Source organism: Amycolatopsis sp. NPDC004772 (assembly GCF_053601215.1).
On the sequence record NZ_JBSGBK010000029.1, the window covers coordinates 1 to 15,063 of the forward strand.

Below are 15,063 nucleotides of genomic sequence, written 5' to 3' on the forward strand. Positions count from 1 at the left end.
CACATCAACACCAGGTTGTTCAGGTCAGTAGGGCCGCCGTCGGCCCAATGCCGGATGTGATGGCCCTGGCAGTGCCGGGGTGGGCGATGGCAGCCAGGGAACACGCAACCGCGGTCGCGCAGGAACAACGCCCGGCGCAGCCCGGCGGAGATCAAACGGCGGAGGCGCCCGAGGTTGAGCGGTTCACTCTTCGCACCCAACACCGCGGGGATGATCATGGCGTCGCAGGCGTGGACCCGGGCTTCGGCGGCGGTCATGGTCCCGGTGTCACCGAGCGTGGCCTGACCGATGCCGGACTGCAGGTCGGTGAGGGAAACCGCGACCATGACGTGCGCTCGTTCCCCGGCCTGCATCGGCAAATCAGGGGAATTCAGGGCCAGGTCGATCGCGTCGGAGAAGGCGTCGCCGTAACGCTGCGGCATCGCGCGGTGGTCGGGCCCGTCGTCGCCAGTGCGGCGCTCGGCCAGCGCGTCGAGCAGGGCGCTGGCGCGGGTGCCGGTTTCGTCGTCGAACTTGCCGTTGAGCTCCCAGACTCCGGATCTTCGGCGACGCAGAAGCAGTTCCCGGGTGGGAGTGGAAGGTTCGGTGTCGTCGGGTTCGGCACCATCGGGAGCCAGGTGAGCGAGGATCCGGGCACCGAGGACCGCGACCTGCTTGTGCCCGGCCTCGGCAGCGAACGCCAACAGATCAGCCTCGACGTGGTCACGGTGCTCGGGCGGAACCTCGGCCAGGACCCCGGTGATCGTGTCGATCATCGGGGCACTCAGCGACCCGGTCAAAGCAGCAACACCCGTGGCCGGCGCCAGGGCGGGGATCGGGGTGCCATCGAGGTTGCGGCCGGAATTGACCAAACGAGCCCGCTTCACCAGACGTTCCGCCGCCGACCTCGGCAGGTCGCCCAGGTGCTCCAGCAACCGGGCAACAGAGCGGTACCCGAACACCTCCATCACCCCGCGCTGCTCGATCTCCACCACCAGCGCCCCCAACTCGGCCTCCGCAGACCGCATACACGCGAGCAACTCACCGAGACGGTCGGCAAAAGCCACCGCCTCGGCGGACGAACGAGCGCTGTCGGACATAGATCAAGATTACCGACCATCGAACACGAGTTCATCACTCGAACGGGTAGGAACTCCAGTCACACCATGGGAGACCCAGACATTGGCCTCAACGTACACCGCGTAATCATCCACAGTGGACACAAATATCGGCGCAAGAGCTCCGGGAACCACAACCAACCCGTCACGATCGAACGGCAACCCGGTCCACCGCCGCCAGTCGGCCAGAGAACCCTGCACCGTGGCCGAACAAGGAGCCACGCACTCGATCACGCCTCCGGCCCGGACATGCGTCCGCAGCCAGCGATCGACAGGCAACCCGTCCGAACGAACAGCCGACGCGTACTCCGCCATCGAAACACCAGGATCCTTGTCCGGCGGCCGAACCGGGATGACCAGCGACGAAAGCCCCGCCGCCGCAACAGCTTCCCGCATCGCGGCGAGCACCGCCGATGACAGTCCCCGCCCCTGGCACGAAGGATCCACCGCGATCTCCAGACCGCAAGCGGTATCCGGAGCGACAGCGTCGAGCGCATCCTCGGCAGCCCACACGACCACCTCGTCCCAGCCACGGGCCGGAAACGGCGACCGCCCCCGGAACGGCACCATGATCCCCCGCGCCACCGGTGCCCCATCCTCCAGCAACGCCACCACCAGATGGGGCCAGCGCCGGGCCACCCGCCGCCCGCGGGCCAGCAAGCTCGTCAAACTGCCCTCCATGAACCGCGGCGAGCCCGGCGGATACGGGATCGCGTACACCGCCTCGAAAAGGTCCGGCCGCCCGGCCAGCGTCACGACCTCCACGGGCTACCGCGACCAGGATTCCAGGGCGATCAACGTCTTCGTCCCCGTCACCTGGTGGTGCCGGCGGATCTCGTCGATCGTCTTCTGCAAATGGGCCATGTCGCGGACGCGCAGCCACACCAACGCGTCCGGGTCGCCCGCGATCGTGAACACCGCCTGGGCCTCCGGCATCCTCGTGGTCGTCCGGAGGATCTCGGCCACCTTCGTGTTCCCCACGAACCTCAGCTCGGTGAACGCCTCGATCCCCCAGCCCAGCTTCGCGTGGTCGACCTGGACCGTGAACCCGGTGATCACGCCGCTCTCCCGCAGCCGGTCGATGCGGCGCTTGACCGCCGCCGTCGACAGGGTGACGCGGGCGGCGATGTCCGACAGCGTCCGGCGGGCGTCCTCGCGCAGCAGGCCGAGGATTTCGTGGTCGGTGGCGTCGAGCAGCTCTTCGGGCATGCGTCACAGCGTAGTCCGACGCAAAAATCAGCACCAAAAGCCGCCATCGACCACCGAAGTTTGCGTCGAGGTCGACAAAGCAACACCGCCTGTTGCGCCACTGTGGCCCACGTCGCATCGTGCCCGAAACGAAGGGAGCGCGCCCGTGGAGACGTTCACGCTGGAAGACCGCTATCTGCGGGAGGCCGGGACCGTGCACCTGACCGGGGTCCAAGCCCTGGTCCGGCTGCTGTTCGACCGCGTCCGCCACGACCGCGCCCACGGGGGCGACCCCGCCGTCTTCGTCTCCGGCTACGAGGGCTCGCCGCTGGCCGGTTACGACCTCGAACTCGGCCGCCGCGCGACGCTGCTGGAGAAGCACGACGTCGTGCACCGGCCCGGCCTCAACGAAGAGCTCGCCGCGACGTCGGTCATGGGCAGCCAGCTCGTCGCCGGGGCCGGCGGGAACCGGGGGGTCACCGGCTTCTGGTACGGCAAGGCCCCCGGTCTCGACCGGGCCAGCGACGCCCTCCGCCACGCCAACCTGGCCGGCACCGACCCGCGGGGCGGGGCGGTCGCCCTCGTCGGCGACGATCCCAACGCCAAGTCCTCCACCGTCCCCTGCGCGTCCGAGCTCGCCCTCGCCGACCTGGCCATCCCCGTCCTCTTCCCGGCCGACGCCCAGGACGTCCTCGACCTCGGGATGCACGCCGTCGAGCTGTCGCGGGCCAGCGGGCTGTGGACGTCGCTGAAAGTCGTGGCCAACGTCGCCGACGCGTCCGGCACGGCCACCGTCCGTCCCCAGTGGACCGCACCGCGCATCGAAAAGGCCTATCGGCACGCACCGACGTCCCGGCTGCTCGGCGCGAGCCTCGCCGAGCTGGAACGCAGCCTCTTCACCGTCCGCCTCCCGCTGGTCCTCGACTACCTGCGCGCGAGCACGATCAACCGGATCACCGCCCGCGGACCGGCCGACCGGATCGGCATCGTCGCCGCCGGGAAGTCCTTTCTGGACCTCCAGCAGGCGCTGCGCACCCTCGGCCTGGACGAGGGCGAGCACGGCATCCGCATCCTCAAGCTCGGCGCGATCCACCCCCTGGAACCCGCGATCGTCCGCGAGTTCGCCGACGGCCTCGACGACATCGTCGTCGTCGAGGAGAAGCGCGCGTTCGTCGAAACCGCGCTCAAAGAGGTCTTGTACGGCACGACGAACGCACCGCGGATCATCGGCAAGAAGGACCACGACGGCCGGACGCTGTTCACCGAGCTCGGCGAACTGGACCCGGACGGCATCGCCGCCGGCCTGGCCCGGGTCCTGCCGCGGGACATCCCGTCGGTCGAGGCCTACCGCGGACGCCGTCGCCGCGAGCGCATCGCCGTCCCGCTGCTCGCCCGCACGCCGTACTTCTGCTCGGGCTGCCCGCACAACTCGTCGACGAAGGTCCCGGAAGGCACGCTGGTGGGCGGCGGAATCGGCTGCCACACCATGGCCCTGTTCATGGAGCCCGACCAGGTCGGCACCGTCCTCGGCGTGACGCAGATGGGCGGCGAGGGCACCCAGTGGATCGGCATGGCGCCGTTCGTCGAGGCGCAGCACTTCGTCCAGAACATCGGCGACGGCACCTTCACCCACTCCGGCAGCCTCGCCGTGCGCGCGGCGGTCGCGGCCGGCGTGAACATCACCTACAAGCTGCTCTACAACTCCGCCGTGGCGATGACCGGCGGCCAGGACGCGGTCGGCGGGCTGCCCGTCGAGAAGGTCGCCCAGCTGCTGCTCGTCGAGGGCGCGAAGCGGGTCGTGATCACCAGCGACGCCCCGGCCAAACACCGGAAGCTGCCCGCGGGTGTCGAAGTCCGCGACCGCTCCGAACTCCTGCGCACGCAGGAGGAACTGGCCGCGGTCAAGGGCGTCACCGTGCTGATCCACGAGCAGGAGTGCGCGGCCGAGAAGCGGCGGAAGCGCCGCCGCGGCAAGCAGACCGCGCCCGCGACGCGCGTGGTCGTCAACGAGCGCGTCTGCGAGGGCTGCGGCGACTGCGGCACCAAGTCGAACTGCCTGTCCGTGCAGCCGGTGCAGACCGAGTTCGGCCGCAAGACCGCGATCCACCAGTCGTCGTGCAACGTCGACTACTCCTGCCTGGCCGGGGACTGCCCGTCGTTCGTCACCGTGGTGCCGTCCGGGAAGAAGCGGCGCCGGAAGGCCGTCGAGCCGGCCGCCGACGCCGTTCCCGCGCCGAAAACCCGGGACACGGACTTCACCGTGCGGATCACCGGGATCGGCGGCACCGGCGTGGTCACCGTGACGCAGATCCTCGCCACCGCCGCGGTCCTCGACGGACGGCACGTCCGCACGCTCGACCAGACCGGACTCGCGCAGAAGGGCGGCGCGGTCGTCTCCGACCTGAAGGTGACGGCGGAGCCGGTCGAACAGGCCCCGAAGCTGGCGGCCGGCGAGTGCGACCTCTACCTGGCCTGTGACGCGCTGGTCGGGGCGGACGCGGCGAACCTGAAGGCCGCCGATCCGGCCCGCACCACCGTCGTCGTCTCCACGACCGAGGTCCCGACCGGCCGGATGGTCGTCGACACGACGGTGTCCTTCCCGGAGCCCGGCAGTGTGCTCGCGCCCCTCGAAGCCGCCGCGAAGCGCACGGTGTCGCTGGACGCGCGCGGGCTGGCCGAGGAGTTCTTCGACGACGACCAGTTCGCCAACGTCCTGCAGCTCGGCGCGGCGTTCCAGACCGGCGCGATCCCGCTGCCCGCGTCGGCGATCGAACGCGCCATCGAGCTGAACGGCACCCAGGTCGCCGCGAACCTGCAGGCGTTCCGCCGCGGCCGCCTGCTCGTCGCCGAACCCCCGGCGGCCGCCACCCGGCCCGCGACGGCGAAGCCGCACCCGATGCGGGCCCTGGTGCAGGCCGAGCCCGGCTCCGAGCTGGCGCGGCTGCTCGACATCCGGATCCCCGACCTGGTCACCTACCAGGACAAGGCGTACGCCCGCGCGTACGCGGAGTTCGTCGAGCGGGTGCGGGTGCTGGAGGACGGGCCGACGGAGATCACCGAGGCCGTCGCGAAGCACCTGTACAAGCTGATGGCGTACAAGGACGAGTACGAGGTCGCCCGGCTGTCGCTGGACCCGGCGTTCACCGACGGCCTGGAAGAGCAGTTCGGCGCGGGCACGAAGTACGCCTACCGGCTGCACCCGCCGGCCCTGCGGGCGCTCGGGATGCGGCGCAAGATCAGCCTCGGCCCGTGGTTCCGGCCGGCGTTCCGGCTGCTGCACGCGCTGCGGCGGCTGCGCGGGACCCGCTTCGACCCGTTCGGCCGCGCCGAGGTGCGGCGGGTCGAGCGCGAGCTGATCGAGGACTACCGCAACGTGGTCCTGGAGGCGTTCCGGACCCGGGACCGAGCACGGGCACTGGCGCTGGCCGAGCTGCCCGACCTCGTCCGCGGCTACGAGGACGTCAAGCTCGCCAACGTGGCGAAGTACCGCGAACGGCAGGCCGAAGTCCTCACGCCCGCAAGTAGCTGAGCATCGCCTGGGCGCCGTCGGGGACGCGCAGTTTCGTGCCGACGTCCCCGGCGTGCTGCCGGGCCGCGGCGGTGCCGATGCCGAGCAGCCGCCCGATCGTCGGCACCGAATGGCCCTCGGCCAGCAACGCCACCACCTCGCGCTCGCGGGGTGTCAGGGTCGCCACGGGGTCGCCGGGCCGGGGCCGGGCCAGCTGCACCGCCACGACGTCGCGGTCCAGGACCGTGCCACCGGCCGCGACGCGCCGGAGGGCGTCGAGGAACTCGTCGGGCTTGCCGACGCGCTCCTTGAGCAGGTACCCGGCTCCTCCGCCGCCGGCGGCCAGGAGGTCGCCCGCGTAGCCGTCTTCGACGAACGCCGACAGCGCGAGGATCGCCAGGCCGGGGACGCGGCGCCGGGCTTCGAGGGCGGCGCGGAGCCCTTCGTCGGTGAACGTCGGCGGCATCCGGACGTCGACGACGGCCAGGTCCGGTTCTCCGGCCTCGACCGTCGCGACCAGGTCGTCCGGGTGGTCGACGGCGGCGGCGACCTCGAACCCCTCGCTGCGCAGGAGCAGCACCAGCCCCTCGCGCAGCAGGGCGTCGTCCTCCGCGATCACGATCCGCACGACGGCTGCCTCCTCGCGTCCGCGTCATCCCCTGCCTGGGTGCACGGACGTACGAGGCAAAACGTTCAGCTCTGGCCGGACCAGCCGCTCAGCCGGGTCAGCAGGCGTTCCAGGACCTCGGGATCGGCGGCCACCGGATCGCCGGAGACCGGCTCGTCGACGAGCGTCCGGCGGTCCTGGCGCCGGGGCAGGCGCACCTGCCGCGCGGTCATGCCGCCCGGCAGCGGCAGTTCGCACCAGGTGGTGCGGCCGCCGCCCTCGGCGGGCGAGACGCCGAGCCGCTCGCCGGGGCGGGCCGGGGTGTCCGGCCGTCCGGGCACGTCGTCGTCGACCTCGATCGAGAGCACCTCGGCGCGCAGCCGCAGCCGCAGCGTCACGAAGGCGGGCGCCTTCGGGTCGCTCGCGTCGATCACGGCCTCGACCAGGCGTCTCGCAGTGGCGGTCACCTGCTCCAGCATCGGCAGCAGGGACCAGTCGGTGAGAATCAGGCGGACGAACAGCTCGGTGACCGGCAGCGCGCTGGGCTGCGCGACGAGCCGGATGTCGTCCATCTGGGAGGTGTGCGCGCTCAAACCCGACCTTCCTCGCCCAAGGTGCGTCTGTGCCGCACCGCGTCAGTCCGCCCGCCGCGGCACGGTACCGCCCGGGCCGGGCGTTGCTACCGTCGGGGCCATGGGTGAGCCGCTCGAGGACGAGGCCGAGCGCGTCGAACGGCTGCTCGGCGCGCAGGCGAAGGCGGTCGAGCTGTTCGCGGCGGTGGCCGGCCGCGGCATCCTCGCCCCGGGGGTCCGGGAGACCGAGGCGAGCGACGCGATCCGCGACCTGGCCGGTGACCTGCTGGGGATCCGCCGGTACTGGCACAAGCGAATCGTCCGGGCGGGGGTCAACACGCTGCGGCCGTACCGCGAGAACCCGCCGGACCGGGTCCTGGCCGCCGACGACATCGTGTTCGCCGACTTCGGCCCGATCTTCGAGGAATTCGAAGCGGACTTCGGCCGGACGTTCGTGCTGGGCGAGGACCCGGTCAAGCACCGGCTGCGCGACGCCCTGCCGGTGGTGTTCGACGCCGGCCGCGCGTACTTCGCCGCGCGGCCGGACGTCACGGGTGCCGAGTTGTACGCGCACATGGTGGCGCTGGCGCGGGAGGCGGGCTGGGAGTTCGGCGGGGAGATCGCAGGCCACCTGGTCGGGCAGTTCCCCCACGAGACGATCGACGGCGCCCGCATCGACTCCTACATCGCCCCCGGCAGCGACGGCCCGATGCGGCGCCCGGACCGCACCGGGCGGACGTCGCACTGGATCCTCGAGGTGCACCTCGTGGACCGGGAGCTGGGCATCGGCGGGTTCTTCGAGCAGCTCCTCGACCTCGGGCCCGCCGCCGCGGACTCCTGACCGGGCTCAGACCCGGGCCGGCACCCACAGCTCGTCGATGGCGCGTTCCGCCGCCGCGAGGCTCTCTTCGGCGAGCGGGATGAGTTCCGCCAGCGCCGGGCGGACCGGCGCCAGCGTCAGCTCGGCGGTGATGAAGCGCGGCTCCAGGCCGGTCAGGGAGACGCCGTGCGGGAGCCACTGCTGGGCGTGGTCCCAGCCTTCGCGGGGCGTGCCCTCGCCGTAGCCGCCGCCCCGGCTGGCCAGCACGACGAACTCGCGGCCGCCGAGCAGGCCGGCGTTGGTCTCGGGGTCGACCGACAGGCCCGGGGCGATCAGGTGGTCGACCCAGGTCTTGACGCTGCTCGGCGGCCCGAAGTTGTACAGCGGCAGGCCGAGCAGCACGGTGTCGGCCGCCTTGACCTCCTCGACGAGCTCGACCGTCCGCGCCCAGGCCGCCGCCTGCTCGGGCGTGTGCTCCGCGGGTGGCACCCGCCCGGCCATGGCGCCGGCCGCGTCGACGTGCGGGATCGGGTGAGAGCCCAGGTCGCGGTAGGTGACGGTGCCCTCCGGGTGCGCGGAGCGCCACGCCGCCGCGGCCCGCGCGCTGAGCCGCCGGCTCACCGAGGCGTCGCCCTGGATGCTCGAGTCGATGTGCAGGAGATGAGCCATGTCGTTAGCCGTCCATAGATCGTTGGTGTAGGACAAACCATTGATATCACATCGACCATTGGACTGCCCATATACTGGGCGGCATGACCTCGCTCCCGGTCGTCAACCAGCCCCCGCACCGCTGCGGCGCGCTGGTCGACCACCTAGCGCGCCGGCTGCGGCTGCGCAGCGAGTCGGTGCTGGCCCCGCTCGGCCTGCGGCCGCGGCACCTCATCCCGCTCACGGTGCTGCGTGACCGCGGCGGCAGCTCGCAGCAGGACCTGGCGAAGATCCTGGAAATGGACAGCACGAACGTGGTGACCCTGCTCAACGAGCTGGAGACGGAGAACCTGATCGCGCGGCGCCGCTCCCCCGAGGACCGCCGCCGTCACCTGGTCGAGCTGACCGACGTGGGCGCGAAGCTCCTGGCGCGGGCGGAGTTCGCGTTGACGGCGGTCGAGGACGAGGTGTTCAGCGGGCTGAGCGACGAGCAGCGGGAGACGCTCTACGAGCTGTTGCAGCAGGCCACGCGCAAGACCGGCGTGGAAGCCTGCCGGGAGACGCCGCCCTGCTGAGCGTCACGCGCCGGCGATGTCCCGCGCCAGCTGCTGCGCTTCCGGCAGCGTGAACTTCCCGGTGATCTGCGTGGCGCCGTCGGTGATGGCGGCCTGGATCTGCGGCGCGGTGAGCACCCGGCTCTTCACGACCATCGCGACCTGCTTGCCGACGTTGCTGCCGGTCCACTCCGCCCACGTCCGCGCCCCGGCCGTGCTGAAGCTGAGGTTGACGACGGAGCTTCCCGTCGCCGGGTCGAGCCGGGCCTCCACCCAGCCCACGTCCGCGCCGCTGAGGAACCCGGGGCCGAGGACGAACCGGCTGCCCGTCACGGGGTCGCAGCTCACCAGCGGGAGCGCCGGATCGTCCCGGCCGTCCAGGGTGTCCGGCGCACCCGGCGCGCAGTCGAGCGCGCGGGCCGCGGCCTCCTGCGCGGCCGGGTCCGTGCTCTGCCGCTGCCCCGGCGGGCCGGCCGCCGGCCCGGGCGGCAGCTCACCCAGCACCGGGCGGAACCGCAGCCGCGTCGCGTCTTTGACGACGAATCCGTCCGCGGACGCTTCGCCGGGCACCTCGGCCTGACACCCGGCGAGGAGGAGGGCGGCGGCAGCTGCGAGGAGGATCCGCACGAGGAGTCATCCTGGTGGAAAAGCGGACTTCCGGGAAGCGCGGTCAAAGCGGTTCTTGGTACATGGCCAGGACTCGCTGCAGCTGCGCTATCCGCCGCTGCGCCTCCTCCAGCCGGCTCTCCAGCTTCTCCCGCTCACGGCGCTCGTACTCGGCCCGGGTGAAGTGCAGTTCCATGAAGTCGACGACCCGGCCCAGCTGGTGCCGGCTGTCCTTCGACTCGGCCGCGACGAGCTCGACCTGCTCTTCGGCCTGGCGTCGGGCCTGGTTGATCTCCGCCAGCTCGACCCGCATGTTCTCGATGTGCGCACGTTCGCGACCGTGCAGGACGTGCAGATCCTGCTCGCGCTGCACGTCACCCGGCGAGACCACCGCTCCGGCCACCGCCCGGCCGGCGCGCAACCGTTCCAGGTCCGCTTCCAGCTGCCGGCACTTGGTCTCCTCGCGGGCCAGGCGGGCCGCCAGGTCCTGCTCCCGCCGCCGCAGATCGGACACCTCCTGCCGGGCTTCGGCGAGGCGGTCGCCCAGGTCGCGGGAGAAGTCGTCGAAGTCGTTCCGGACCACGACCAGATCGAGCTCCTGCGGGCCGGTGCTCGTCTCCAGCCGGGCGCGGGCCCGCTGCCACGGGCCGAGCGCTTCGCTGGGCAACCCGCACGCGAGCAGGATCGTCACCAGCTGGTGCTCGCGAGGCAGCCGGGTGCCGTTGAACAGGTCGGTCATGGTCGATTTGGCCAGCGACTTCGGGCGGTTCGACGACGACCTGGCCAGTTCGTCGTACGTCATCCCCGAGCGCGACCGGACCTGCCGCAGCAAGCCGGCGAAGTCGGCGACGCTGTTCGCCTGCTCCGGCACCAGATCGCCGAACAGGCCGGAAGAGGGGGAAACGACCACATCAACCGGTCGCACCAGCCGACCGGCGTGTTACGCGTCCCGTTCCGGCCCGTCCGCTCCCGTTCGCATCGTTCCGGCTTCGTTCGGATCGCTGTGGAACGCGCGGCGGATCGGGTCTTCTGGAGACATGAACTCCTCGAGCACCACGAACTCCGCAGTCCTGTTCGATTTCCTGAAGTGGGTGATGAGCTCCCGGGCCCGCTCGAAGGACATGCGCAAGCTGCTCTGCGTCGCCGGCGGTATCGCGGCGATCCTGATCGGCGTCCTCGTCGTGGGCCTGGCCGTGTCCGGCCTGTCCTCCGCCGCGGCCGGGGTGCTCTGCGGCGCCGTCGGCCACCGGTTCCGCGGCCGGAGACGCAGGGGCCGGGACGACGTCACTCCTCGGGCGGGAACAGGCGCGGCATGAAGGCCAGCATCAGCGCCGACCAGACCACGTGCGTCAGCAGCGGCGCCTGCACCCCGCCCGACCGGCCGCGCTGCCACGCGAACAACGTGCCCATCACCGCCGAGGCCAGCACCAGCGCCGGATTCCGGGTCGCCGTCGTGGAAAGCACGTACACCGCCGTGGCCACCCGGGCCCCCGACGCGTCGTACAGGGCTCCGCGGAAGAAGACCTCCTCCGCCGCTCCCGTGACCAACGTCGTCGCCGCCACCGAGGCCGTCGGGCCACGGCGGGCGTGGTCCAGGACCCCGGCGATCGCGCGGCGCAGCAGCGGGATGCGGCGGGCCACCAGCGCGCACCCGTAGAACACGCCGAACGCGCCCGCGCCCACGGCCACCGGCTGGACGACGTCCGCGCTCCCCCGGCGGACCGGCCCGGCGGCCCGGGCCCCGGCGAGCCAGGTGGCCGCGACCGAGGCCGTCAGCACGTGGAAGCGGCGGGAGCCGGGGCGGCTGGCCAGCGACGCGCCGAGCAGGCCGGATCCGGCGGCGGTCACCGCGGCGAGGAGCGGCTTCACGCCGGCCGCCGGCTCTTCGCGCGCTCGCCCAGGGCCTGCAGCACCGCTTCGTCGTAGCCCATCGGCTCGAAGTCGACGATCCGGCGGATCGCGTCGTCGCGGACCACGACCTCGTTGGTCATCGAGTCGATCAGTGCCCGCCCGGTCGTGACGTCGATGTCGGTCACCAGCGACAGCCAGTACGACGAAAGCCGCGGGGACAGCAGCGGGACCGGCAGGATCACCAGCGGCCGGCCCTCGATCGCCGCCACCCGCTGCAGCATGTCGCGGTAGGCCAGCACTTCCGGGCCGCCGATGTCGAACGTCCGGCCCGCGGCCTCCGGGTGGTCGAGCACCCCGACGAGGTAGCGGACGACGTCGGCGATCGCGATCGGCTGCGTCCGCGTGGTGACCCAGCGCGGGGTCACCATCGCCGGCAGGTGCTCGACCAGCTGCCGGGTCAGTTCCCACGACGTGCCGCCGTGGCCGATCACGATCCCGGCGCGCAGCACGGTCACCGGCACGCCGGACTCCCCGAGCAGCCGTTCGACCTCGCGCCGGCTGGCCAGGTGCTCCGACAGCGCATCGTCGTCGTCCCCGAGCCCGCCGAGGTAGACGATCCGGTGCAGGCCTTCCGCGGCCCGGGCGAACGCGCGCGCGGCATCGGCGTCACGGCGCTTGAAGTCCGCACTGTCGAGTGAATGCACGAGGTAGTACGCGGCTTCGACGCCCTTGAGCGCGTCCCGCAGCGAACCGACGTCGGCGACGTCGCCGCGGACGGCTTTCCCGGCGCCGCGGTACTTCGCCGGGTGGCGGGTCATCGCGAGCACCTCGTGGCCGGCCGCCTCCAGCGCCGGGCACAACCGGCTGCCGACGAACCCCGACGCCCCTGCCACCAGCACCCGCATGCCCGCGACGTTAGCCGGGACGGCCTTCGCGCGCAGATCGTCCGCCGCCGGCGAAGCAGACCGCGGCGACGACCCCGGCGCACCCGATCAGCTGCGCCCACCCGGGCGTCTCCCCGAGCAGGCCGACGCCGAGCAGGACCGCGCCGACCGGCTGCAGCAGCATCAGCGTCGCCCCGGTGGTCGCGGACATCCGGGGCAGCGCGGCGGAGATGAGCAGCCAGCCCGCCAGCTGGCCGACGCCGGCGAGCGCGATCAGCCAGCCGAACGCGGGCCGGCCCGGCGTCAGGTCGAGCGTGCCGGTCGGGACGCCGAGCACGACGGCGACCACCCCGGCGGAGACCGTCGCCAGCGCCAGCGAGTGCGCTTGCGTGCCGGTGCCGCCGCTGAGCCGGATCAGGAAGAGGTAGCCGGCGTACCCGGCGCCGGCCAGCAGCGCCGCGACCGCGCCGGTGACCGGGTCCGGGCCGAACGAGCCGGTGCCGGCGAAGCCGCCGGCCAGCACGATCCCGGCGAGCAGCACGGGCACCGCGGTGAGGAACCGCTTCGACGGCCGTTCGGCCAGGAACGCGAAGGCCAGCAGCGGCACGATCACCACCTGCACGGCGAGGAGCACGGTCGCGATGCCGGCGCCGACCCGCGGGATCGCTTCGCCCCAGAGCACGAAGTCCAGGCCGAGCCCGGTCCCGGCCAGCAGCGGGAGGAGCACCCGGCGCCGACCGGGTGTGCGCCGTTCGCGCCCGGCCAGCAGGAGCAGCACCGGCAGGGCGAGCAGGCAGCGCCAGAAGGCACTCGTACTGCCGCTGACGTGCGAAACCTTGATGAAGACCGACGACAGCGAGATGCAGAAGCTGCCGAGGGCGGCGAGCAGCCGCGGGTCGAGGCGGCGGGTGAGCGTCGGGGCGGTCGTGAGCACGTCTTCAGCGTGCGGGCGCCGACTGTCAAGGACAAGCGAATGTTTCTGCCTGGAATTCGGTAGCATCGCTACCGTGTTCGGACTCGAGCGGATGCGGGCGTTGCACGCGGTCGCCACCCACGGTTCGGTCGCCGCGGCGGCCGAATCCCTGCACGTCACGCCGTCCGGGGTGTCCCAGCAGCTGGCGAAGCTGGAGCGCGAGGCCGGCCAGCCGCTGCTGGAGCCGCGCGGCCGCGGTGTCCGGCTGACGAAGGCGGGCCAGGTGCTGGCCGGGCACGCGGAGCGGATCCTCGCCCAGGTCGCCGAGGCGAAGGCGGACCTGGAGCTGCTGCGCGACGACGTCATCGGGCCGCTGCGGATCGGCGCGATCCCGACTGGACCGACCACCCGACGGTGATCCCGCCGTCGGCGGCGAGCAGCACGCTGTTCTCCGACGTCGCCGACCTCGCCCTGCCGGCCGGGCACCGGCTGGCCCACCGCAAGGCGGTCGACCTGTCCGAAGTGGACGATCTACCGTGGATCGGCTGGAGCGCGGGTTCGGGGTGCCACGAGTGGCTCGTCCGGGTGCTGCGCAAGCAGCGGATGGAGCCGCGGATCAGCTGCACGGTCGGCGGCTACCCGACCCAGCTGGCCCTGGTGGCGGGCAACCTCGGCGCGGCGCTGGTCCCGCGGCTGGCCCGCGACCGCATGCCGGAGGGGGTGCGGATCCTGACCACGCGGCCGGCGCTGAGCCGCACGATCCACGCGGTCTGCCGGGCGGGCGAGGAGGACCGCGGGGCGGTGCGGGCCTGCCTGGAAGCGCTGCGGGCGGCGTCGGCGCGGTTCGAAAGCGCGGGCCGGGTCACCGGCTGAGCCGCGCCACCATCTCGGTCACCAGCCGGCCCGGGCGCCGGTGGTGCACCAGGAAGATCTCCCGCTCCGGCCGGGCGTCCGCCGCGTCGCGGACCTCGACGCGGGCCGGGCCGACCCGCTCCAGCACGCTCTCCGGCACGAACGCGATGCCCAGCCCGGCTTCCACCAGCGCCACGATCACCTGGTAGTCCCGCGTCTCGTACGCCACCCGCAGCGCCACGCCGGCGGCGTCGGCGAGCTGCTCCAGGCACGCGCGGTTGGGCACGCCCGGGCTGCCGGAAATCCAGTCCTCCGCGGCCAGTGCCCGCAGGGTGAGCCGGCGGGCGCGCGCCTTCGCGTGCCCCTTCGGCAGGATCAGCCGGAACCGCTCCGAACGCAGCAGCGACCGCTGCAGGCCGCGCGGGTCGGGCAGTGGTGCGCCGGGGTACCGGTGGGTGATCAGCAGGTCGAGTTCGCGGGAGCTGACCAGGCCGTACCCGTCCGGCGGTTCGAGGTCCAGCAGCCGCAGCGCCACGCCGGGGTGGTCCCGGCGGAAGCCGGCGAGCGCGGCCGGCACCAGGGTCATGCCCGCGCTCGCGAACGTGCCGACGGTGAGCTCCTCGTCGAGCAGCGCCCGGACCGTCCGCTCGGCCGTCCGCAGCTCCCCGACGATCGCCTCGGCGTGGACGAGCAGCGCCTCCCCGACCGGCGTGAGCGTGACGCCGCGGGCGTGGCGGTCCAGCAGGCGGGCACCGACGTCGCGCTCCAGCTTCGCCAGCTGCTGCGAGACGGCGGACGGCGTGAAGGAAAGCCGTTGCGCGGCCGCGGCGATCGAGCCGGCGTGGGCGACCTCGGCCAGCACGGCCAGGCGGTGGGCGTCGAGCACGGAAGCCTCCAGCCATAAGTTCTGCTTAATCCAGCATAGAAGACGTCGCTGGTGCTTACGGCGGGCCGCGCGCATGC

At 72.5% G+C, this 15,063-nt stretch carries 16 protein-coding genes and 1 pseudogene; 5 read left to right on the forward strand and 12 right to left on the reverse strand.

Features of this window, described 5'->3' with window-relative positions; translation table 11 throughout:
• From ACWEF6_RS19210 to ACWEF6_RS19220, 3 genes are all read right to left on the reverse strand, one after another.
• Nucleotides 1-1,079: DUF222 domain-containing protein (locus ACWEF6_RS19210; RefSeq protein WP_449684189.1), on the reverse strand; the 1,079-nt coding region annotated here is incomplete at its 3' end.
• 9 nt (nt 1,080-1,088) lie between these two features.
• Nucleotides 1,089-1,862: a GNAT family N-acetyltransferase gene (locus tag ACWEF6_RS19215; RefSeq protein WP_449684190.1), complete on the reverse strand. Its 774-nt coding sequence runs from the start codon at nt 1,860-1,862 to the stop codon at nt 1,089-1,091.
• Nucleotides 1,863-1,865: 3 nt separating this feature from the next.
• The gene (locus tag ACWEF6_RS19220) at nt 1,866-2,306 is read right to left on the reverse strand and encodes an Lrp/AsnC family transcriptional regulator (RefSeq protein WP_310971539.1); all 441 of its coding nucleotides are present in this window, start codon (nt 2,304-2,306) and stop codon (nt 1,866-1,868) included.
• A gap of 145 nt (nt 2,307-2,451) precedes the next feature.
• Between ACWEF6_RS19220 and ACWEF6_RS19225 the strand changes: the two genes are divergently transcribed.
• Nucleotides 2,452-5,814, forward strand: a complete 3,363-nt coding sequence (locus ACWEF6_RS19225) for an indolepyruvate ferredoxin oxidoreductase family protein (RefSeq protein WP_449684191.1) — start codon at nt 2,452-2,454, stop codon at nt 5,812-5,814.
• On the opposite strand, the gene ACWEF6_RS19230 is transcribed toward ACWEF6_RS19225, so the two are convergent.
• The gene (locus ACWEF6_RS19230; RefSeq protein ID WP_449684192.1) at nt 5,795-6,421 is read right to left on the reverse strand and encodes a response regulator; all 627 of its coding nucleotides are present in this window, start codon (nt 6,419-6,421) and stop codon (nt 5,795-5,797) included. The two genes, ACWEF6_RS19225 and ACWEF6_RS19230, sit on opposite strands and share 20 nt — an antisense overlap.
• 65 nt (nt 6,422-6,486) lie before the next feature.
• Nucleotides 6,487-6,993, reverse strand: coding sequence for an ATP-binding protein (locus ACWEF6_RS19235; protein WP_449684193.1), 507 nt, complete (start codon nt 6,991-6,993; stop codon nt 6,487-6,489).
• A gap of 100 nt (nt 6,994-7,093) precedes the next feature.
• Here ACWEF6_RS19235 and ACWEF6_RS19240 point away from each other — a divergent pair, with 100 nt between their 5' ends.
• Nucleotides 7,094-7,813, forward strand: coding sequence for a M24 family metallopeptidase (locus ACWEF6_RS19240; RefSeq protein WP_449684194.1), 720 nt, complete (start codon nt 7,094-7,096; stop codon nt 7,811-7,813).
• Between the two features lie 6 nt (nt 7,814-7,819).
• Here ACWEF6_RS19240 and ACWEF6_RS19245 read toward each other — a convergent pair whose 3' ends face one another.
• On the reverse strand, nt 7,820-8,461 hold the full coding sequence (locus ACWEF6_RS19245) for an FMN-dependent NADH-azoreductase (protein WP_449684195.1): 642 nt from the start codon (nt 8,459-8,461) through the stop codon (nt 7,820-7,822).
• 83 nt (nt 8,462-8,544) lie between these two features.
• On the opposite strand from ACWEF6_RS19245, the gene ACWEF6_RS19250 reads away from it, so the two are divergent.
• A complete protein-coding gene (locus ACWEF6_RS19250; protein ID WP_310971533.1) occupies nt 8,545-9,015 on the forward strand; it encodes a MarR family winged helix-turn-helix transcriptional regulator in 471 nt (156 codons plus the stop codon).
• Nucleotides 9,016-9,018: 3 nt separating this feature from the next.
• Here ACWEF6_RS19250 and ACWEF6_RS19255 read toward each other — a convergent pair whose 3' ends face one another.
• Nucleotides 9,019-9,621, reverse strand: coding sequence for a SecDF P1 head subdomain-containing protein (locus ACWEF6_RS19255; protein WP_449684196.1), 603 nt, complete (start codon nt 9,619-9,621; stop codon nt 9,019-9,021).
• 43 nt (nt 9,622-9,664) lie between these two features.
• Nucleotides 9,665-10,525 (reverse strand): helix-turn-helix domain-containing protein, encoded by an 861-nt coding sequence (locus tag ACWEF6_RS19260; protein WP_449684197.1) that lies wholly within the window; start codon nt 10,523-10,525, stop codon nt 9,665-9,667.
• Nucleotides 10,526-10,637: 112 nt separating this feature from the next.
• Between ACWEF6_RS19260 and ACWEF6_RS19265 the strand changes: the two genes are divergently transcribed.
• Nucleotides 10,638-10,916, forward strand: coding sequence for a hypothetical protein (locus tag ACWEF6_RS19265; RefSeq protein ID WP_449684198.1), 279 nt, complete (start codon nt 10,638-10,640; stop codon nt 10,914-10,916).
• Here ACWEF6_RS19265 and ACWEF6_RS19270 read toward each other — a convergent pair.
• The 3 genes from ACWEF6_RS19270 to ACWEF6_RS19280 are packed head-to-tail and all read right to left on the reverse strand — an operon-like array spanning nt 10,885 to nt 13,269.
• Nucleotides 10,885-11,469: a CPBP family glutamic-type intramembrane protease gene (locus ACWEF6_RS19270; protein WP_449684199.1), complete on the reverse strand. Its 585-nt coding sequence runs from the start codon at nt 11,467-11,469 to the stop codon at nt 10,885-10,887. The genes ACWEF6_RS19265 and ACWEF6_RS19270 overlap by 32 nt on opposite strands.
• Nucleotides 11,466-12,356: an NAD(P)H-binding protein gene (locus tag ACWEF6_RS19275; protein ID WP_449684200.1), complete on the reverse strand. Its 891-nt coding sequence runs from the start codon at nt 12,354-12,356 to the stop codon at nt 11,466-11,468. The genes ACWEF6_RS19270 and ACWEF6_RS19275 overlap by 4 nt, the downstream gene beginning before the upstream one ends.
• Before the next feature lie 10 nt (nt 12,357-12,366).
• Nucleotides 12,367-13,269, reverse strand: coding sequence for a DMT family transporter (locus ACWEF6_RS19280; protein ID WP_449684201.1), 903 nt, complete (start codon nt 13,267-13,269; stop codon nt 12,367-12,369).
• A gap of 73 nt (nt 13,270-13,342) precedes the next feature.
• Here ACWEF6_RS19280 and ACWEF6_RS19285 point away from each other — a divergent pair.
• Nucleotides 13,343-14,121: pseudogene (locus ACWEF6_RS19285) on the forward strand (LysR family transcriptional regulator).
• Here the strand turns inward: ACWEF6_RS19285 and ACWEF6_RS19290 are convergent.
• Nucleotides 14,111-14,986 carry a LysR substrate-binding domain-containing protein gene (locus tag ACWEF6_RS19290; RefSeq protein ID WP_449684202.1) on the reverse strand — a complete coding sequence of 292 codons (876 nt, stop codon included), beginning with the start codon at nt 14,984-14,986 and terminating at the stop codon, nt 14,111-14,113. The pseudogene ACWEF6_RS19285 and the gene ACWEF6_RS19290 sit on opposite strands and share 11 nt — an antisense overlap.
• Nucleotides 14,987-15,063 lie beyond the last annotated feature (77 nt).